The organism is Azospirillum ramasamyi (assembly GCF_003233655.1).
Classification (GTDB): Bacteria; Pseudomonadota; Alphaproteobacteria; order Azospirillales; family Azospirillaceae; genus Azospirillum; species Azospirillum ramasamyi.
This window is the reverse complement of record NZ_CP029835.1, coordinates 71,256-91,472: the sequence shown is the minus strand read 5'-3', so window position 1 is coordinate 91,472 and position 20,217 is coordinate 71,256. Positions and strand designations below refer to the sequence as shown.

The following is a 20,217-nucleotide window of genomic DNA, read 5'->3' as shown; positions in this document are numbered from 1 at the left end:
CTCAGCGGGCGGGAGGGCAGCCCCATGGATCTCGCGACCAAGGAATTCTACGACGACTTCTGGCCCCGTTTCGTGCCGATCTACGACGAGACCAAGAAGTACATGCTGGAGACGCTGACCGAGCGGCAGATCGGCCGGGCGCTGGATGCCGGCTGCGGCCACGGCATCTGCTCCGTCATCCTGTCGGAAATGGCCGAACAGGTGGTGTCGGTCGACGTGTCGTCGGACAGCCTCGCCACCGCGCGCCAGCAGGCCCAGCGCTTCGGCCGCGACAACATCGAGTTCCATCACCAAGACCTGCAGGAGCTGGACACGAATCTCGGGCCGTTCGACCTGGTCTGGTGCTGGGGCGTGGCGATGATGGCGCCCGACCCGATGAAGGTGATGCGCAACCTGATGGCCGTCACCAAGCCGGGCGGCACCGTCTATCTCGGCCTCTACCTGAAGACCTGGCTGTCGCCGGTGCATGAGGGCGTGCGCCATTTCTGCCGCGCCTACATGGACACGCCGGCCCGGCGCAAGCTGGTCGGCGGCTTCTTCACCGGCCTGACCAAGGTCGCCTGCATGTTGAAGGGGCAGGAGATCAACCGCCGCGCCGACAACGTGTCGATCCAGGCCCAGGTCGAGGACTGGTACTATCCGCCCTACAAGACCTTCTATTCGATCGAGGAGATCGTCGCGCTGTTCGAGCGCAACGGCTTCAAGGCCGAATGCATCCAGGACCGGCTGGGCCGGATGAAGAGCGCCACGATCTTCGTCATCCGGGCGACGAAGAATGCCTGAGGCGGCGGCGGGGCAGGAGCACCGCACGGCTCCGCCCGACTGGGAGGAGTTGGGCCGGCTGCTGTCCCGCGGCTACATCGACAGCGGCTTCATCGGCGGCGTCACCCGCGTGCCGGTGGAGGACGTCGTGCGCGACATGCTGTCGGAGGCGCGCGCCGACGAGCAGGTGGCGGAGCTGCGGCGAACCGCCGCGGCCGCCGGCGTCGATGTGGACAAGGCCCGCATCCTGGAGGTCGGGTCCGGCTGCGGCATGACCGTGGTGCGCGGCCGCACGGCGCACGGGCTGGACATCCACGGCATCGAGCCCAGCATGGGCGAATACAGCTCCACGCTCGACGTCTGCGGCCGGCTGATCGACCATTACGGCCTGCCGGCCGACGCGGTGCGCGACGCCACCGGCGAGGCGATCCCCTTCGCGGATGCCAGCTTCGACATCGTCTATTCCTCCAACGTGCTGGAGCATGTCGGCGACCCGTCGGCGGTGCTGGACGAGGCGCTGCGCGTGCTGAAGCCGGGCGGGCTGCTGCTGGTCGTCGTGCCCAACTACGGCTCCTGGTGGGAGGGGCATTACGGCATCCTGTGGCTGCCGCGGATGCCGGCCGGGCTGGCCAAGCTCTATGTCCGGCTGTTCGGGCGCGACCCGGCCTATGTCGACACCCTCAACCTGATCGACCGCCCCTGGTTCGACCGCTGGCTCCGCCGCCATCCCGGCGGGCTGGAGGTTCTGGACTGGGGCTGGGGCGTCTTCGAGCAGCGCCTGCGCACGCTGGGCTTCGGCGACTGGGCGGCGCTGTCGGTCGCCAAGCGCATCGTCACCTTCGTCCACCGCTCCGGTCTGCTGGAACCGGCGATCTGGCTCGCCCGGCGCCTGCATTGGGAGACGCCGATCATCTTCGCGGCGCGCAAGCGCTGAGCGGGGTGGGGCAAGCCTGAGTAGGCTTTCTGCAACCTCCTCCGGTCAGAATCCGGTGCGATGGAGGTTGATCAGCGATTTCCATTCCAGAAGCCGGTTCTCCCAGCGGTAGTTGGCTGTGAATGCCTGCCGCTGAAGGCGGAGTGAAGCAGACAGATCCGTACCATCCCCATCACGCCATTGCTTGAGCTTCGTGATCAGAGCGGCCTTGAAGAGGGCAGCGCGACAGGTGTCAGCTAAACAACGCTAAGGCAGAACGGACAAAGAACCCCGTTCAGAGATCAGCATCCTCGCTTCCGTTTACGCCAAGAGCTGCATAGAGCGCGGTCTTTCCGACCTTGATCCGCGCAGCGGCTTCACGAACCGTGAGGCCTTGGGCGAGGAGCGCCTTTGCCCGGCGTAGCTTGTCCTCGGTCACCACTGGCGTGCGCCCGCCCTTCCGGCCACGGGCAACGGCAGCGACCAAACCGGCACGGGTCCGTTCCCGGATGAGGTCACGCTCAAATTGGCCAAGAGCGCCGAAGATGTGGAATACCAGCCGGCCGCCGGGTGTGGTCGTGTCGATCGCTTCGGTCAGCGACCGAAAGCCGACGCCACGGGCCTCCAGCATGTTCACGGTCTCAATCAGGTGCGGCAGCGATCGGCCGAGACGGTCCAGCTTCCAGACCACCAGACTGTCGCCGGCCCGTGCGAAGGCGATGGCCGCCGCCAGCCCAGGTCGATCAGCCTTGGCTCCGGATGCTTGATCCTGAAAGACCCGTTCGCAGTCCGCCTTGGCCAAGGCGTCGAGTTGCAGAGCCGGATCCTGATCAGCGGTCGAGACTCTGGCATAGCCGATGTTCGCCACCGCCCGCTCCGTTTGTCCGGAAACCCGTCCGACAAACTATGTGTCCGGAAAGCCGTCGTCAACGCGGGTTGACGGACACTTCGGCGGCTGGCCATCAAAGGGCGGGAAATCGGACACGCTGGCCCAGGCGGATCAGAGTGTCGCGAGAAGAAGAGCCCTGGCGCGATCAGGCTTGGCTCTGCTGGTCCTCGTGTTTCCGTGGATGGCCATTCACCAAAGCGTGGGCGGCGTGACCGGCCTCTTCGAACCAACTGGCGTCGCGGTGCACCAGCGATGCGGAGAAGGCGCCGTCGAGCAGCAACAGGATCTGGCGTGCGAGGGCTTGCGGATTGTTATAACCCGCAAGCTCCAGTTCGTCCGCAAGCCATGAGGCGAAGGCACTCTTGTGACGCGCGCCGATCTTCACAGCGGGATGGCCCGGCAGGGCGGCTAGTTCCGCCGTGGTCCGCAGGAAGCCGCAGCCCTTCCATTTCGGGTGGCGTGCGTTGCGCGCGAGGCTGGCGAAGATGGCTGCAACCTTCTCTGCCGCCCCGCCTTCGGCGCCAGCGAACCAGCTCGCCATCAGCTTCAGGTTGGGCTGGTCGCGCGCGTCAAGATAGGCGGCGACGAGGTCATCCTTGCTCTCGAAATGATAATAGAGCGTGCGCTTGGTGATGCCCGCCTTCTCGGCGATGGCATCGACACTGACGCGGCCGATCCCCTCCGCATAGAAGAGCTTGGATGCTGCCTGGATGATCCGTCCGCGCGTGTTCGCATGTCTTGGCATGATGGCCAAAGTATACCGTACAGTGAGTATACTCAAGCCGCCACGGCGGCCATCCTGCCCTCCTCACCGACGAAGAGGGGATGATTATGATCGAGTGTGTCCTGAAGGAGATCGACGGAGCGATCGCGACGCTGACGCTGAACCGCCCGGAGAAGCTCAATGCCCTCAATTACGAGACCATCGACGCCTTGCTCGGGGTTCTCGACGACATCGAGGGCGACAACCATGTACGTGGGGTGATCCTCACCGGAACAGGGCGCGCCTTCTCCGCCGGCGGCGACATTCCCGAGTTCTCCCGCTCCGTGGCAGAGAGTCCCGAAGCGGCACTTCGTGACTTCGTGGCGCGCGGCCAGCGGCTCACCGCCCGCATCGAGGCGTTCCGCAAACCCATCCTGGTGGCGGTCAACGGCCTCGCCTATGGCGGCGGCTGCGAGGTGACGGAAGCCGCTCCCCTCGCAATCGCCAGCGAGCGCGCCGTCTTCGCTAAGCCCGAGATCCGCCTTGGGATGCCGCCCACCTTTGGCGGCACCCAGCGCCTGCCCAGGCTCGCCGGGCGCAAGCGCGCCATGCAGTTGCTGCTCACCGGTGAGACCTTTTCGCCCGATCGGGCGCTGGAACTGGGCCTCGTCAACGCGGTCGTTCCTCATGAGGAACTGTTGCCGGCGGCGCGGATGCTGTTGGAGCGCATTCTCGTCCATTCGCCGCTCGCCGTTGCCACCATCCTCACCGCGGTCACGCGGGGCATCAATCTGCCCATCGCCGAAGGTTTGGCGGTGGAGGCCGAGCAGTTCGCCCGGATGGCGCCGACCGCCGACCTGCGCGAGGGGCTGGGCGCCTGGATCGCCCGGCGGGAACCGGCCTATCCAGGCACCTGGTCCTCCGCCGTCACGATCTGAATAATGGAAGCCAATGCTGGCGACGCTCTGAACGTTCGTTCGCTGTCGGCAACCGACATCTGGGTGGTGCCATCGGCCTGATGCCAGGACTGTTGCCTCGCTGCCGGTTGTCCGTCAAAGGGTGGCAATGCGGACAGGCGGGCAGCGCGGTTCCGTGACAGGCGGTCCTGCGTTCGTCCATAACCCTTCCCCGTCATAAGCCGGCCTTGGGGTCTGGCACCGGCTGGAGAGGGAGATGGCGTGCCGCGACATCGTTTGTTGCCCGACACGGAGTTACGGCGGCTTCTTGGTATTCCCGCGGATCGGGATGCTCTGGCGCGTCGCTTCACGCTCACCCCTTCGGATCAGGACCTCGTTCTGACACGGCGGGGCACGGCCAACCGGCTGGGCTTTGCCGTGCAGCTGGCGCTGCTTCGGCATTCCGGCCGCGCGCTTGCCCAGATCGAGGAACCGCTCGACGCTCTCGTCGACTGGATCGCCACCCAGATCCATGTGCCGGCGCACCTGTTCACCGCTTATGCGCGCCGGCCCCAGACGATGACCGATCATGCTCGGCAACTCGCCGCCATGCTCGGGTTGCGGCCATCGACCAATCTCGATCTTCCCTTCATGATCGAAGCGGCCGCCCAGGCCGCCTGGACCACGAACAGGCCGGAACCGATCGTCACCGCCATCGTCTCCGCCCTCCGCTCCCAAAACCTCATTCTGCCGGCATTGCCGGTGATCGAGCGCACCGGCGCCGCTGGGCGCGCCCGTGCCCGCAAGCGGGCGGTGGATGCTCTGCTTGCCGGCCTCACCGACGAGCAACTGGCCGAACTCGATCGTCTGCCGGTGGTCGATCCTGACCTCGGCGGGACTCCTCTTTCCTGGTTGAAGGCGATGCCGAGCGCGCCGAAAGCCGGACATGTCCGTGACCTGCTCGACAAGCTTCAGGCCGTCCGCGCCATTGGGATCGCATCCGACATCGACACGCGCATTCCCGAAGTCCGGTTCCGCCAGTTCGTCCGGGAAGGTCAGGCATCGCCCGCCTATCTGCTCGGCCGCTACACCGCTCAACGGCGGCGAGCAACCCTGGTTGCCGTGCTGTTCGATCTGGAATCCCGATTGATCGACGCCGTGCTCGACATGGCCGACCGGCTGATCGGTGGCGCCTTCACACGGGGCAAGCACGCCAAGGAAAAGACTTACGCCGCGACCACACGCGATGTCGGCCGCCTGATGCGGCTCTTCCATGACACCATTGAGGCGCTCGCCGTAGCCCAGGACAGCGACCGTGATGCTTTTGCCGTCGTCGACGAGAGCGTCGGCTGGGCGAAGCTGTTGCGTGCCCGCCCCGAAGTGGCCAGCCTTGCCGATTTGGCGGAGGAGAATCCCCTTGTCCGTGCCGCCGACCGCTACATCACGATCCGGAAGTTCCTCCCGGCTCTTCTCGAAGCTCTCACCTTCAAGGCTGCCAGGGACAACGACCCGCTGCTCGCAGCGGTCGCGCTGCTGCGCGATCTCAACCAGTCCGGAAAGCGCGACATACCGGCGGACGCACCGATGCCTTTCCGCAAGGAGTGGCGACGGCTGGTCGTCGATGGCGGGAAACCCAATCGCCGGCTGTACGAGATGGCGGTGGTCGCCACTCTGCGCAACAAACTCCGCTCCGGCGATGTCTGGGTCGAACGGTCCTCCAACTATCGCCGTTTCGACAGTTATCTGCTGCCAACCATGGCCGTCGCGCCGGTCCTGTCGGAGTTGGGGTTGCCTGACACAGCCGATGCCTGGATAGCAATGCGTGGTCAGGAACTCGACGAGCGGCTGAAGCGCTTCACTCTGCGGCTCCGGCGTAGCCAACTTGATGGGGTCGAACTCCGAGACGATCGGTTGCACATCACGCCGCTGAGGGCGACGACGCCTGTGGAGGCAACTGTCCTGGCCGGCCGCCTCGACGCTTTGCTGCCACGCGTGCGCATCACCGAACTGCTGCATGAGGTCAACCGCGCGACGGGCTTCGCGGCGGCGTTCACGAACCTGCGCACCGGCGAGCCCTGCGCCAACGAGAACGCGCTGCTCGCCGCTATCCTCGCCGACGGCACCAATCTGGGCTTGGCACGCATGGCGGACGCCAGCCAAGGCGTGACCCGCGACCAGCTGGTGTGGACCGCCGATGCCTACATCCGTCCCGAAACCTACCGGGCGGCCCTGGCCCGGATCATCGAGGCGCAGCACCGCTTACCGATCGCCGCTCTGTGGGGGAGTGGAACGACATCCTCATCGGATGGACAATTCTTTCGCTCTGGAAAACGAGGGAACGTCGCCGGCGAAGTAAACGCCCGCTATGGCGTCGATCCCGGCTTCAGCTTCTACACTCATGTCTCCGATCAGCATGGCCCCTACCATGTCCAGGTCATTTCGGCCGCGACCCACGAGGCGCCTTATGTGCTCGATGGGCTGCTCCACCACGGCACCAGTTTGAAGATCGACACCCATTACGTGGACACCGGGGGCGTGTCCGACCATGTCTTCATTCTCTGCTCACTGCTCGGTTTCCGCTTCTGTCCCCGGCTGCGTGACTTCCCCGACCGGAAGTTGGCCAGCATCGAACCTTCCGGATCCTACAAGGCCTTGCTGCCGCTTCTCGGACGGCGGATCAAGGTGGAGGTTATCCGCGAGCATTGGGATGAGGTCGTGCGCCTGGTCGCATCCCTGAAGAGCGGTTCGGTCGCGCCGTCCACCATGCTGAAGAAGCTGGCGGCTTATGAGCGGCAGAACCAACTCGACCTTGCTCTCCAGGAGCTTGGCCGGATCGAACGCACTCTGTTCATGCTCGACTGGTTGGAGAGCCCGGAACTGAGGCGGCGCTGCCACGCCGGTCTTAACAAGGGAGAACAGCGTCATGCCCTGGCCCAGGCGATCTGTACCTTCAAGCAAGGCCGGATTGCCGATCGCGGCACGGAGACACAGGAATACCGGGCCTCGGGACTGAACCTGTTGATCGCCGCCATCGTCTATTGGAACTCCACCTACATGGCCGATGCCATCGCGCACCTTCGTGCGAAGGGAGAGGCGGTGCCTGATGAACTGCTTGCCCACACGTCTCCGGTCGGCTGGGAACACATCGGCCTGTCGGGCGATTTCCTGTGGGAACGGGCGGCGTCCACACCGGTCGGCCGGCGCCCGCTCAACCTTGAGCGCCAACGTCGGGCTGCCTGACCACCATGTTCTCAGATCGTTCTGCCTTAGCGTTGTTTAGCTGACACTTATCGCGCTGCCCTCTTGAATGCCTCTTCGAAGCTGTCGCCGCCGTTACCGTAGGGAACCATGGTGGCGAAGCCGGCCGTGCTTTCCGGAAGCGCGCCGCGATCCGTGCAGACCAAACTGCAGCCGGCGGCAAGTGCTTCAAGCGGCGCAATGCCTGAGGTTTCCTCGATGGCAGTGGGGTAGGCGACGATGGCGGTGTTCAGCAACTGCTCTGAAAGGCGGGCATGGGAGAGAGGGCCGCGATATTCGGCGCCCTCCACGTTCAGGTTGCTGAGCAGGCTGTTGTAGCGTTCGTTCGCCTCCGTGATGCCGTAGATCGACTGACCGGAGTAGATGGTAAGCTTTGCGGTCGGGCATTCGGCCAGGATCTCCGGCCACAGTTTCAGCAATGTTTCCAGCCCGCGCGGCGGCGCCGAGACATAGGCCACCTCCAGCGCCGCTCGCTTCCGATCGAACAGCCTGGCCTCGTCGTCTTGCGGCCGGAGGATGAAGGGGTTGCAGGCGTTGCGGATCACATGGCACCGCTCAGCGGCAATGGTGTCCTTGAACTTTTCCAGGAAGACCCGTCTTTGCGACTCGCTGACGAACACAATTCCATCGACGGAGCGTGCATGTTCAGTGTCCAGATAATGAGCCAGAATCCCTAGATCCTGAAACATTACGTCATGGTGGATGTGAACCCATAGAAAAACGGGAGTTGAAGGAAGAAGTTTCTTTATTTTTGCTGCGTTGTTCGCATTATTATTGACGATGATCGCATCTGCCCCGGAAATGTCCGAGACGGTTAAGTTGATGCAGTTCAATATCTGGACACCACTCTTGCGCGATCCGGATTCGCTAAGAATGGAAAGGGTCACTTGATGACCCTCGTTGGCAAGGCAATCAGAAAAATATACCAATGATGAAATGATCCCTCCCATTCCTTTTGTCTCTGTATAGGAATCGCTCGCATTCGTCTGATAGGGATCGAGGATGAAAAGCTTCATGATCAAAAGAACTTTCTGGAGGCGCATGGATCAGTGATGCTCATCGGGGTAACGTGTGCATCGTCCTGCGGCCAAGTGTCGTCGGTCGTCGGCTGGCTCGCTTCATAAGCTTTCCACCTTTGACTTTCCAGGGGAAGAAACAACACCGTTCCTCGTGAAGGTATTCCCCACCTGATACACCGTCCGACCGATCATGAATTTTCCAAGCGATGGGATGGCTTTGAAGGGTTGCAATATCGATGGGCCGGCGGGTAGCGATTGACCTGCCAAATTGGCCTGTGCTATCCGCGGCGGATGATGCGCCGGGACCAGACAGGCAAAGTGTCTGTCTTGGCCATGAGGTTTCACTCAAGCAGTTTTCTCGATCGGGCAGCAGGCTGACCAGGAGGAGGCTGCGGGTCGCATGGCTTTTCAGATTTTCCAGATCCGTCCATTGCATGGATGGGGTTCGGAAAAGCTGCTCGGGACACCTGCCCTCTGCATTGCCCCACGCGTTCGTAGAGCAGGGTGGGGCGTTCGCATCGCCAACCTTTCGGTCAAGATAACGTCATGGGTCAAGACACCGCACGCGCCATCGAGCAGTACCGGGCCGGACGGCGCGACGAAGCCCTGGCACTGGCCGAGCAGGCGTTGCGCGGGAATCCCGGCGATTCCGGGGCGCTCAACCTTGCCGGCGCGATCCTGTACGAGCTTGGCCGCCTGGACGAGGCGGAGGGCGCGCTGTCGCGGCTGGTCGCGCTCGACCCTCTTTTCGTGCAGGCACGCATCAATCTGGCGGTGGTTCGGCAGACGAAAGGCGCCGGGATCAAGGCCGCCGCCCAGTTCCGCATCGTCGCGGCGTTGATCCCCGATCAGATGGAAGCGCATGAGCGCCTGGGCAGCCTGCTGCACGGGTTGGGCGACAATGTGGGCGCCACGCGCCATCTCCGCCATGCCGCCAGACTGGCGCCCGAGGATCCCAACCGCCGGGTCCTGCTGTCGGTATCGCTGATGTCGAACGGCGCCTTTGCCGAAGCGGCCGAAATCCTGTCCGGCGTGCTGGCGCGGCATCCCGGCCATAGCGACGCCCGCAGCCATCTGGCCGGAGCGTGGTTGTCGCTTGGCCGCCCCGATCTGGCGGATGAGGCCCTGTCGAAGGCATCGGCAGAATTGGGGGCAGAATTGGGGGCGGAGGCCGCGCCCATGGCCGGCGGTGCGACCGAAACCCTCGACCGCGCCCGTCTCTACCTCCGCATCGCCGACGAGGCGCGCCGCCCGCACGTTCCGGACGGGATGCTGGTGCGCGCGCCCTTTTCGGTGCTGTCCGGCTATGGCGATTTCGCCCAGCATTTCGTGCGCAGCCTCATGGAGCGTGGGCAGACGCTGCGGCTGGCCGGGCTGAAGGGCGAGGAGAGCTGGCGCCCCTCCTTCGCCGACCCGATCCTGCAGGCGGCGGCGCGCCGGCTGGGCGACCCCCTGCGTCCCCGGCTGGCGCTCAGCATGCTGACCCCGTTGCTGGTCGAGCCGATCCCCGGCGTGCCGACCGTCAACTACACCATGTTCGAGGGGCCGCGGATCCCCGACAGTTGGGCCGCCTGCAACCGGGCGCACGATCTGGTGGTCGTCCCGACCGACTCCTCGCGGCTGGCCTGGATCGCCGCCGGCCATCCGGAAGACCGCATCCGCGTCTGTCCGCCCGGCATCGCTCCCAACCCGGCGGACGCCTCGGCCCGGCCGATGGCCCTCATGGGACCGCGCGGACGGGCGGTCATGGACTACCGGGTGCGCGTCCTCAACATCTCCGACTTCGTCGCGCGCAAGAACCTGGACGGGCTGCTGCGGGTCTGGCTGCGCGCCACCCGCGCCGATGACGACGCGATCCTGATCCTGAAGGTGGGGAAGGGCGGGGCGTCACTGGTCGGCGAGGTCCGCCGGCTGGTCGAGCAGGGCATGCGTGTCACCGGCCGGCGGCTGGAGGAGGCCGCCCCGATCGCGCTGCTGACCGAGCGCTACGACGAACAGGGCATCGCCGCCCTCTATGCCATGGCGACCCATTATTTCAGCCTGTCGCACGGCGAGGGCTGGGACCTGCCGATCACCCGGGCCGGCTGCCTGGGGGCCGGCCTGATCGCGCCCCGGCACAGCGCCTATACCGCCTATCTCAACGATGAGGTCGCGCACCTGATCCCCTGCACCGTCGGCCCGGCGCGGATGCCCTACAGCGAGGCCTACTACCCGCCTTTCCACGGGCTGGACTGGTGGCATCCGGACGAGGATGCCGCGGCCGACATTCTGTCCCAGGTCGTCCGGAACCCTGAAGGCGAGCGCCGCGACGCCGCCCGTCACCTGAGGGAAAGCTTCACCTGGGACGCCGCGGCACACCGGCTGCTGGATGCCCTAGACGGGGTGGGGAGCTGATCCTCCCTCCCCTCTGGCCTGGAATCCCTCTGGCCGAGCCCTCCGGGCGGACGCAGAGGGGGCCGGACCTTACTGCGTGGCGTCGACGAACGCCTCGGCGAAGGCGCGCCAGCTGCGTTCGGTGCGGATGAAGGCCTTGGCGCGGGCCGCGCGCGCCTTGGCGGCGGCACGGTCGGCGTAGAGCCGCTCCAGCGCCTCCACCAGTTCGTCGACCGAGGATTCGCCCCAGCCGAAGCGGCTGCCGTCGCGGTCGGCGACCGGAACCTGCCGGTCCAGCGTCAGGCACAGGTCGTCCCCATGGGCCCGGCTCTTCAGCAGGTCGCGGTGGCCGGTGTTGTTGGACAGCACCACCGGGACGCCGCAGGCCATCGCCTCCATGGCGACGAGGTTGGTCGCCCCTTCGCAGCGGTTGGGGAAGACGGCGGCGTGGCAGTCGGCCAGCACGCCGGCGATCTGGTGGCGGCCGAGGAAGCCCAGGTCGGCGAATCCCTCCTCGTCGGCGCCGTTCTCCAGCGCCCAGGTCTTCACGTCGATCATGTTGTTGGGCAGGACCCGCGGCGGCTTCGCCGCCAGCGGCGATTCCGCCATGGTCATGCCGACCTCCGGCCAGGCGTTCTGCCAGGCGGTGACCAGCAGCGCATCGGGATGGCGCTGACGGAAGCGCAGGAAGGCGGCCAGCACGATGTCCTGCCCCTTGCGGAACTCCAGCTTGCCGCCGGAGAAGATCACGAAGCGGTCGCCGAAGCGGCCGCTCGGCTCCGCCTCCACCATCTCGGTCGGGTCGATGCCCTGGAAGGCGAGGCCGACATTGTCGAAGCCCCAGATTTCCAGAAGCTGCTTGTTGTAGGTGGAGTGCACGACGATGCGGTCGTACTGGCGGGCGCGGGCCATCACCTCGGGCGTGAAGCGGGTTTCCTCATAGGCGATGACGCCGATGTTGCGGCGCCCGCGGAAGCGCCCGGACGGGCCGCCGGCGGTGAAGCCGTTGCCCAGCGCGTGCAGGACATCGAACTCCTTCAGCAGCAGCATGTGGCCCTTGGCGCTGTCGGCCATGGCGGCGACCTGCTGGTAGGGGCTTTCCAACGGCTGCAGCTTCGCCCGGTTCTCCGGACGCAGGGTGCCCATCAGCGGCTTTTCCAGCAGCAGCGGCGGCCGGCCCTGATCGGCGAGGTAGAGGGCGGTATGGACACCCACCAGCCCCCAGCCGTGGACCTCCGTGAGCTGCCAGGTGAAGGCCAAATTCGGAATCATGATGGAAACCCCAGTTCCGGGCGCAAGTCCGCCCGCCCAAGCGGCCGGACGATCCCGCGCCGGACCGGCGCTTGTCAAGTCGAGCGGAGCAGACTGGATTCCCCGGCAGCCCGATGCTACGACAGCGGTGGCTTTTCATAGCGGCATGGGGCGCAAGGGTGCGGACGGAATCGCTTTTCTCCCTGGAGGGCAAACGGGTGTGGGTGGCCGGGCATCGCGGCATGGCCGGGGCGGCCATCGTCCGCCGGCTGGACCGCGAGCCGTGCGAGCTGATCACCGTCGGCCGCGACCGCGTCGACCTGCGCCGTCAGGCGGAAGTCGAGGAGTGGATGGCCGAAGCGAAGCCGGATGCGGTCTTCGTCGCCGCCGCCACCGTCGGCGGCATCATGGCCAACTCCACCCGGCCGGCCGAGTTCCTCTACGACAACCTGGCGATCGAGACCAACATCATCCACGGCGCCTACCGGGTCGGCGTGAAGAAGCTGGTCTTCCTGGGCTCGTCCTGCATCTATCCCCGCCTGGCCGAGCAGCCGATGCGCGAGGACTCCCTGCTGACCGGCCCGCTGGAGCCGACCAACGAGTGGTACGCCATCGCCAAGATCGCCGGCATCAAGCTGTGCCAGGCATACCGGCGCCAGTATGGCTGCGACTTCATCTCGGCGATGCCGACCAACCTCTATGGCCTGAACGACAATTTCGACCTGCAGGGGGGCCATGTCGCCGCCGCCCTGCTGGCCAAAATCCACCGCGCCAAGGTCGAAGGCCAGCCCTTCGTCGAGCTGTGGGGGACGGGCGCGCCCAAGCGCGAGTTCCTGTACGCCGACGATCTGGCCGACGGCCTGGTCTTTCTCGCCCGGCACTATTCGGACGAGCCGCACGTCAATGTCGGCACCGGAACCGAAGTGTCGATCCGCGAACTGGCCGAGCTGATCCGCGACGTCGTCGGCTATGAGGGCGAGTTCCGCTTCGACACCTCCAAGCCGGACGGCAGCCCGCGCAAGCTGATGGATGTCAGCCGGATGACGGAGATGGGCTGGACCGCCCCCACGGCCTTGCGCGAGGGCTTCGCCGCCACCTACCGCTGGTTCCTGGAGAACGTCGACCGCGGCACCTTGCGGGGGCTGTGATCCCGCCGGGCGTAAGTTCTGACTTGCGCCCGGCGGTAAGGGCCGCGACTGTGGCCCCGCAGCTTCATGCCTGCGAAGGCGAGCGGCCGGACGGCCGCGCCCGCCGTTTGAGGGCGAGCATAAAGCCTGACGCATCAGGCTTTATGCTCGAGGGCATGGCCTCCGCAAGAGGTGCCGGCATCACAGCTGCGGCACATACGATTCGACGGGCCAGCCGGCGGCGACATCCTGCTGGGTGCTGAACAGCAGATTCAGGAAATAGTCCGATTGGAGCCGGGTGCCCCGCGGGATCAGCTTTGGAAGCGATCCGTCGGGGTAGAGCAGGAAGGTCGAATAGCCGTGCCCTTCCATGAAGGACCGCAGGCTGGCCTGCGAGCATCCCATCTTGCTCAGCCCGAATTCATGCAGTTCCGCGATGACGTAAGGCACCTTGCGGTCCCTGACCAGGGAGCCCGCACCCTCCAGGATCCGCTGCTCGGCTCCCTCGGTGTCGATCTTGATCAGCCTTGGCATGGGGAGGCCGGCTGCCGCGACCGCCTGTTCCAGGGTGGTGGCCGACAGCGTATGGGCGATCGGGTTTTCCGAAGACTTCCGGTTACCGGGAAACTGGCCGGGATCCCACAGGGCATTGCCGCCGCTGTCGTCGCTGTTGATGAAGAAGCTGACCTCGCCCTCCTTGTCGGTGACCGGGCGGTCCGAAACGGTCACATGGCTGAAGCCGTTCAGGGAAAGGTTGTTCTTCAGCCGGGACAGGTTATGGGCTCCCGGCTCGATGCTGAGGACCCGCCCGGCCGCTCCGGTGAGGGCACCCAGAAGAACCGAGAAGAATCCGGCATTCGCGCCCACGTCCACGACGCTGTCGCCGTCACGGACCAGACGGATCAGGGCCATCGACACGTCAGGCTCATAATAGCGGCCGCTGCGGACGTAGGATGAAATGGTCTTTTCGTTGCTGTATTGCTCGTCGAGGTCGAGCTTGATCTGCAGCTTCCTGTCAGGAAGCGGCAGGTTGATGGTGATCACGGACATGGCGGCTTTCCTGTAGGGCCGACTGTGTGCATCGGCTGCCGGACCGGCGGTTTCGGGTGAAGCATCTCACGCCTGGGAAGCGGCTGCCACCCAGTCGCGCCACATCGCGCGGTAGGCCGCTTCGATCGAGCGGGCGAAGCCCTTGTAGTCGGTCAGCGGGGCGGCATTCAGCCGGTCGCGCATCGTCCGGCGCAGTGTCGTCATCCGGTCCGGATCGCCGGCAAGCGCCACCGCGGTGGCGATGTAGCCCGCCTCGTCGGAGGCCACCAGCTCGCTCAGCCCGCAATGGGTCAGCAGGCTTGCGCCGACCCGGGCGACATGGTTCGCGCCGGTCACCGTCACCACCGGCACGCCCATCCACAGCGCTTCGCAGGTGGTGGTGGTGCCGTTGTAGGGGAAGGGGTCCAGCCCGATGTCGATGCGGTCGTAGGCGCGCAGATGCCCGTCGGCGGCGTCGATGCGGGCCAGCAGTTCGATCCGGCCGGCATCGATCCCGAACTTGACGAAGGTGTTCAGGTAGCGCCGCCGGGTCTCCTCGTCGCCCATCTGGGCGCTCTTGATGATCAGGCGGGAGTCCGGCACCCGATTCAGGATCTCCGACCAGACGCGCACCACCTCCCCCGTCACCTTGGAGGTGTTGTTGAAGGAGCCGAAGGTGACATGGCCGTTGGCGCGGAAGGGCGGCTCCGCCGGCGGGGCGACGTCCACCGGGGGGCGATAGCTGTGGAAGCCGTGCGGCAGCCGGACGATTCGTTCGGCGCTCAGCCGGTCGGCCTCGCCCGGCGGTTCGGCGATGGCATCGCTCAGCCGCCAGTCGATGGCGCGCATGCCGGTGGTGTCGGGATAGCCCAGCCACGTCGCCTGGACCGGCGCCGGCTTGCGGGCGAACAGGGTCAGCCGGTTGTTGGCGGTGTGGCCGGTCAGATCGACCAGGATGTCGATGCCGTCCTGCTCGATCATTGCCGCGGCCCGCGTGTCGTCGACCCCGGCCAGCGAACGCCAGCCGTCGGCCATTCCCTTCAGCCGTTCGGTGACCACGTCAGAGCGTGTCGCCGCGTGGTAGCAGAACACCTCGAAGCGCCCGCGGTCATGCTCGCGGATCAGCGGCTCGGCGAAGAAGGCGACCGAATGGGCGCAGAAGTCGGGCGAGACATAGCCGACGCGCAGACGGCGTTCTGGATCGCGCGGGTTGGCGTGGCGTTTTCCGGTGGGCAGCAGCGGGTCTGCATGGCGCTGCGCCCACACCGCATGGGCCTTGAAGATGGTCTCGGGCGGGATGGCGGGGGTGTAGTGCAGGGCCAGCAGCAGGTTGGAATGCATCAGCGCATGGGTCGGATGTGCCTCCAACCCCTTCTGGAAGACGCCGACCGCCTCCTCGATGCGGCCCATCTCCTTCAGCGTTTCGCCCAGATTGTTCCAGGACTCCGCCGATTTCGGATCCACCTTCAGCGCGGCGACGAAGCATTCCACGGCGCGAGCCAGTTCAACCTCGCCCTTGTGCAGGTCGCCCAGATTGCACAGCGCCGCCGTCATGTCCGGCTTCAGGCGCAGCGCCTCGCCGTAAGCGGCCTTGGCCGCCTCGCGGTCGCCGCGGCGGCGCAGGATGTTGGCCAGGTTGAAATGGGCCTCGGCATAGTCGGGCTTCAGGCGGATGGCGCTGCGCAACGCCTCCTCCGCCTCCGCCGTCCGTCCCAGGTCGAGCAGCAGGCAGCCGTGGTTGCTGTGGACGAAGGGATCGGTGGCGTTGCGGGCGAGTGCCCGGCGGTAGCAGTCAAGGGCCTCGTTCCAGTCGCCGCGGCTGCGCAGGATGATGGCGAGGTTGTTGTTGGTGTTCGCATGTTCGGGGTCGATGGCCAGCACGGCGTGGTAGCCGGCCTCCGCCTCCGCAATCCGGCCCGCCCGGTGCAGGGTCAGCGCGCGGGCGAAACCGGCGTCTGCGTCCGCCGCGGCCGGCGCCGCGCCGCGCAGGGAGGGGGCCGGAGAGGCCGGGCGCCTGGCCTTGGCCTGCTTGCGTAAAGGCTTTTTCATCTGGCTGACCGCTTGGCGTTAAGTCTCTGTCGGCGAAGAGCCGCCCTGCCGGTCGATAGCAATGACCGTGCGATGTTCGCAAGCGACATCTCGTCCCGGATCGGGATGTGCCGAAACGACACATCCGGCGGGGACATATGATGGATGGTTGATGTCCACCGGGACAGATGGCTTGCCGCTGTCAGGCTACTTCTGCTATTTCAACGAAATCGCGTGCTCATGATTGTCCGCAAGTGACGGCCTCTCTACGCGCATCGTCGCGCCCCGGCCCAAGGAGCGCATGGTCGATCGGGACCGGGTGATCGAACGGTATGAAGACCTTGCTTTCGCGACGCAATTCTTATCCTTTACGGCGGTTCCCATGACCCTTGCTGCGGAAGTCCCTTGCGCCCACACCGGGCTGCATTCCCTGGCCGCCGTCGCGCGCCAGCGTGGCCTCGACGTCTCGGCCGAGCGGCTTCAGCACAGCAATGTCATCGGGAACGAGGAACTGGACACCGCGCGTCTGTTGCGCATCGCCAAGTCGATCGGCCTGAAGGCCGAGGCGACGACGTTGGAGTGGGAGGATCTGGGCAAGCTCCAGGACGCCTTCCCCGCCATCCTGCGCCTGCGCAACGGCAACTCGATGGTGGTCGTCGGCTTCGGCAAGCAGGGCGACACCGAGGTCGCCATCCTGCAGGATCCGCTGGCCGGGCAGGAGCTCATCCTGCCGGTCGACCGCATCCGCCTGAGCCAGGCCTGGGCCGGCGAGATCGTGCTGCTGAAGCGCGACTACGGGCTTGCCGACGCCGAACAGCCCTTCGGCCTGAAGTGGTTCGTGGTGGAGATCCTGCGCCACAAGCGCATCTTCCGCGACATCGGCATCGCCGCGATCCTGATGAGCCTGTTCGCGCTCGCCGTGCCGATCTTCTTCCAGCTGGTGATCGACCGTGTGCTGGTCCACCGCGGCCTGGGCACGCTCAGCGTGCTGATGGTCGGCATGGTCGGCGTCATCCTGTTCGAGACGGCTTTCTCCTACCTGCGCCAGTACCTGATGCTCTACGCGACCAAGAAGATCGACGCGAAGATGAACGTCCAGGTCTTCAATAAGCTGGTCGGCCTGCCGATGCATTATTTCGAACGGGTGTCGTCGGGCGAGATCGTCAAGAACGTCCAGCAGGCGGAGCGCATCCGCAACTTCCTGACCGGCCAGCTCTTCATGACGCTGATCGACCTGGTCTCTCTGTTCATCTTCCTGCCGATCATGTTCATGTACAGCGTGCCGCTGACAGTTCTGGTCCTGGTTTTCGCGCTCCTAATGGCGATCAACATCGGCATCATGATCCCGCTGATCAAAGGCCGGCTGAAGAAGCTGTATGATGCGGAAGTCCGCCAGCAGTCCTTCCTGATCGAGAACATCCACGGCATGCGCACGGTGAAGTCGCTGGCGCTCGACGCCCGCCAGAAGCAGGAATGGGACCACCGCGTCGCCCGCGCCGCCGAACAGCGCTTTGACGTCGGCCGCATCATGATCATCGGCCAGACGGTGGCCATGCCGCTGAACCAGCTGATGATGGCCTGCCTCCTGGGCCTGGGCGCCTATCTGGCGCTGAACGGCGAGTTGATGATGGGGGCGCTGATCGCCTTCTACATCCTGGCCGGCCGCGTCACCCAGCCCTTGCTGCAGATGGCCCAGCTGGTGCAGCAGTTCCAGGAGGTGTCGATCTCCGTCCAGAGGCTGGGCACGATCATGAACCATCCGCCGGAAGAGGGGCGCACCGGCCGCGGCCTGCGCACGCCGTTGCGCGGCACGGTGGAGTTCCAGGAGGTTCGCTTCCGTTATGCTCCCACCTCGCCGCCGGCGCTCGACGGCGTGAACTTCACCGCGGCGGAGGGCACGATCCTCGGCGTGATGGGCCGCAGCGGCTCCGGCAAGACCACCCTGACCCGGCTTCTGCAGGGGCTGCACCGGGCGCAGGAAGGCCTGATCCGCATCGACGGCCGCGACTTGCGCGAATACGACCTCGACCATCTCCGCGCCTCGATCGGCGTGGTGCTGCAGGACAATTTCCTGTTCACCGGCACCATCCGCGAGAACGTCTCCGCCGCCAAGCCGGGGGCGACGACCGAGGAGATCCTGAGGGTCATCCATCTGGCCGGCGCCGACGAGTTCGTCGAGCGGCTGCCCAAGGGCCTGGACACCATGCTGGAGGAAGGTTCGTCCAACCTCTCCGGCGGTCAGCGCCAGCGTCTGGCCATCGCCCGGGCGCTCCTGACCAATCCGAAGATCCTGATCCTGGACGAGGCGACCAGCGCGCTCGACGCCGAAAGCGAGGCGATCGTCCAGGCCAACCTGATGAACATCGCCCGCGGCCGCACCGTGATCATCATCTCGCACCGCCTGTCGTCGCTGGTGCCGTCCGACACCATCCTGGTGATGGACCGCGGCAAGGTGGTGGACAGCGGCAAGCATGACGAGCTGCTCGAACGCTGCGACATCTACCAGCATCTCTGGCACCAGCAGAACCGGCACATCTAGGAGCGCGTCCCTTGACCGCACAGAAGCTTGCGACCATCCAGACGACGCGCGTTCCTGCCAACGACGTGGCGCAGCAGAAGCCGGGGCAGCCGCACGACAAGCGGACCAAGGCACACGGGAAGGCGGCGATCGGCGCCTTCCAGAAGGACACGGATGCGATCCAGAACGCCCCCGATCCCTTCCTGGCGCGCATCACGCTGCATCTGCTGGCCCTGTTCGTCATCGGGCTGCTCACCTGGGCGTCCCTGTCCTATCTGGACAAGATCGTCGCCTCCAAGGGAAAGGTGATCTCCACCGAGCCCAACGTGATGGTTCAGCCGCTGGAGATGGCGGCGATCAAGCAGGTCCTGGTCCGTGCCGGCGATGTCGTGCACCAGGGGCAGGTGCTGGCGACGCTGGACCCGACCTTCACCCAGGCCGACGTCCTGCAGCTGGAATCCCGCCTTGCCAACGCCGACGCGCAGATCGCCCGGCTGGAGGCCGAGCATGACGGCACCTCCTTCGCGCCGGCCGCGGACCGCTATGGCTATGGCACGCTGCAGCAGGCGCTGTGGCGCGAGCGTCAGGCCCAGTACCAGTCGCAGATGCAGAATTACGAGGAGAAGCTGGCGCGGCTGCGGTCCAACGTCTCCAAGTACGAGATGGACCGCGTCCATCTGAACGAGCGGCTGAAGGTGGTGCGCGAGATCGAGAACATGCGCTCCTCGCTGATGGCCACCCAGGTCGGCAGCAAGCTGAACCTGCTGCAGGCCACCAGCGACCGCATCGAGATCGAACGCAACCTGGTCCTGAACCAGAACGAGCTGCAGGGAAACCGCCATGATCTGCAAGCCCTGCTGGCCGAGCGCGACGTCTTCATCCAGCAGTGGAACGGCAAGATCATCGAGGAGCTGACCACCCAGCGCAACGAGCGCGAGGCGCTGCGCGAGCAGCTGACCAAGGCGCGCAAGCGCCAGGCGCTGGTCCAGCTCGATGCGCCGATTGATGCCATCGTGCTGGAGGTCTCTCCCAAGGCCACCCCCGGCTCCATCGCCAAGGAGGCGGAGCCGCTCTTCACCCTGGTGCCGGTCGGCTCGCCTCTGGAAGTCGAGGCCAACATCGACGCCCGCGAGCTTTCCTTCGTCCAGGTCGGCGACAAGGTGCGCATCAAGCTCGACGCCTATCCCTACATGCAGCACGGCTCGCTCGAAGGCGAGGTGGCGATGATCAGCGAGGATTCCTTCTCCGACAAGGACAACGCGAACGGCGTCCTCTTCTACCGGGCGCGGATCAAGCTGCTGAACACCACACTGGACAATGTGCCGTCCAACTTCCGCCTGATCCCTGGCATGCCGCTGACGGCCGACATCAAGGTCGGCGAACGCCGCATCATCACCTATTTCCTGCGACCCATCCTGCGCGGGGTCGACGAAAGCCTGCGGGAGCCCTGA

The 20,217-nt window shown here is 65.7% G+C and carries 14 protein-coding genes; 8 read left to right on the top strand and 6 right to left on the bottom strand.

Annotated elements, in window-relative coordinates; translation table 11 throughout:
- The first annotated feature begins 24 nt into the window (after positions 1–24).
- Together DM194_RS26845 and DM194_RS26840 are read left to right on the top strand one after the other, a co-directional pair.
- Entirely contained in the window at positions 25–783 is a 759-nt protein-coding gene (locus tag DM194_RS26845) for a class I SAM-dependent methyltransferase (protein ID WP_111070699.1), read from the top strand.
- Entirely contained in the window at positions 776–1,696 is a 921-nt protein-coding gene (locus DM194_RS26840; RefSeq protein WP_111070698.1) for a class I SAM-dependent methyltransferase, read from the top strand. The genes DM194_RS26845 and DM194_RS26840 overlap by 8 nt, the downstream gene beginning before the upstream one ends.
- Before the next feature lie 274 nt (positions 1,697–1,970).
- Here DM194_RS26840 and DM194_RS26835 read toward each other — a convergent pair whose 3' ends face one another.
- Both DM194_RS26835 and DM194_RS26830 read right to left on the bottom strand, forming a co-directional pair.
- A complete protein-coding gene (locus tag DM194_RS26835) occupies positions 1,971–2,543 on the bottom strand; it encodes a recombinase family protein (protein ID WP_111070697.1) in 573 nt (190 codons plus the stop codon).
- A 166-nt stretch (positions 2,544–2,709) separates the two neighbouring features.
- Positions 2,710–3,309 (bottom strand): TetR/AcrR family transcriptional regulator, encoded by a 600-nt coding sequence (locus tag DM194_RS26830; RefSeq protein ID WP_111070829.1) that lies wholly within the window; start codon positions 3,307–3,309, stop codon positions 2,710–2,712.
- An 86-nt stretch (positions 3,310–3,395) separates the two neighbouring features.
- Between DM194_RS26830 and DM194_RS26825 the strand changes: the two genes are divergently transcribed.
- Positions 3,396–4,205: a crotonase/enoyl-CoA hydratase family protein gene (locus DM194_RS26825; RefSeq protein ID WP_111070696.1), complete on the top strand. Its 810-nt coding sequence runs from the start codon at positions 3,396–3,398 to the stop codon at positions 4,203–4,205.
- 240 nt (positions 4,206–4,445) lie between these two features.
- Positions 4,446–7,403 carry a Tn3 family transposase gene (locus DM194_RS26820; RefSeq protein ID WP_111070695.1) on the top strand — a complete coding sequence of 986 codons (2,958 nt, stop codon included), beginning with the start codon at positions 4,446–4,448 and terminating at the stop codon, positions 7,401–7,403.
- 47 nt (positions 7,404–7,450) lie between these two features.
- Here the strand turns inward: DM194_RS26820 and DM194_RS26815 are convergent, their stop codons facing one another.
- Positions 7,451–8,437 carry a glycosyltransferase family 4 protein gene (locus DM194_RS26815; RefSeq protein WP_162630192.1) on the bottom strand — a complete coding sequence of 329 codons (987 nt, stop codon included), beginning with the start codon at positions 8,435–8,437 and terminating at the stop codon, positions 7,451–7,453.
- A gap of 549 nt (positions 8,438–8,986) precedes the next feature.
- On the opposite strand from DM194_RS26815, the gene DM194_RS26810 reads away from it, so the two are divergent.
- A complete protein-coding gene (locus DM194_RS26810; RefSeq protein WP_111070693.1) occupies positions 8,987–10,834 on the top strand; it encodes a tetratricopeptide repeat protein in 1,848 nt (615 codons plus the stop codon).
- 69 nt (positions 10,835–10,903) lie between these two features.
- On the opposite strand, the gene DM194_RS26805 is transcribed toward DM194_RS26810, so the two are convergent.
- Entirely contained in the window at positions 10,904–12,085 is a 1,182-nt protein-coding gene (locus DM194_RS26805) for a glycosyltransferase family 4 protein (protein WP_111070692.1), read from the bottom strand.
- Between the two features lie 113 nt (positions 12,086–12,198).
- On the opposite strand from DM194_RS26805, the gene fcl reads away from it, so the two are divergent.
- Positions 12,199–13,212: a GDP-L-fucose synthase gene (gene fcl / locus DM194_RS26800; RefSeq protein WP_425457352.1), complete on the top strand. Its 1,014-nt coding sequence runs from the start codon at positions 12,199–12,201 to the stop codon at positions 13,210–13,212.
- 180 nt (positions 13,213–13,392) lie between these two features.
- Here fcl and DM194_RS26795 read toward each other — a convergent pair whose 3' ends face one another.
- Together DM194_RS26795 and DM194_RS26790 are read right to left on the bottom strand one after the other, a co-directional pair.
- Positions 13,393–14,241 carry an FkbM family methyltransferase gene (locus DM194_RS26795; protein WP_111070690.1) on the bottom strand — a complete coding sequence of 283 codons (849 nt, stop codon included), beginning with the start codon at positions 14,239–14,241 and terminating at the stop codon, positions 13,393–13,395.
- A gap of 66 nt (positions 14,242–14,307) precedes the next feature.
- On the bottom strand, positions 14,308–16,269 hold the full coding sequence (locus tag DM194_RS26790) for an O-linked N-acetylglucosamine transferase, SPINDLY family protein (protein WP_111070689.1): 1,962 nt from the start codon (positions 16,267–16,269) through the stop codon (positions 14,308–14,310).
- Positions 16,270–16,630: 361 nt separating this feature from the next.
- Here DM194_RS26790 and DM194_RS26785 point away from each other — a divergent pair, with 361 nt between their 5' ends.
- Together DM194_RS26785 and DM194_RS26780 are read left to right on the top strand one after the other, a co-directional pair.
- Positions 16,631–18,787 carry a peptidase domain-containing ABC transporter gene (locus tag DM194_RS26785; RefSeq protein WP_111070828.1) on the top strand — a complete coding sequence of 719 codons (2,157 nt, stop codon included), beginning with the start codon at positions 16,631–16,633 and terminating at the stop codon, positions 18,785–18,787.
- 11 nt (positions 18,788–18,798) lie between these two features.
- Positions 18,799–20,217, top strand: a complete 1,419-nt coding sequence (locus DM194_RS26780) for an HlyD family type I secretion periplasmic adaptor subunit (protein ID WP_246024705.1) — start codon at positions 18,799–18,801, stop codon at positions 20,215–20,217.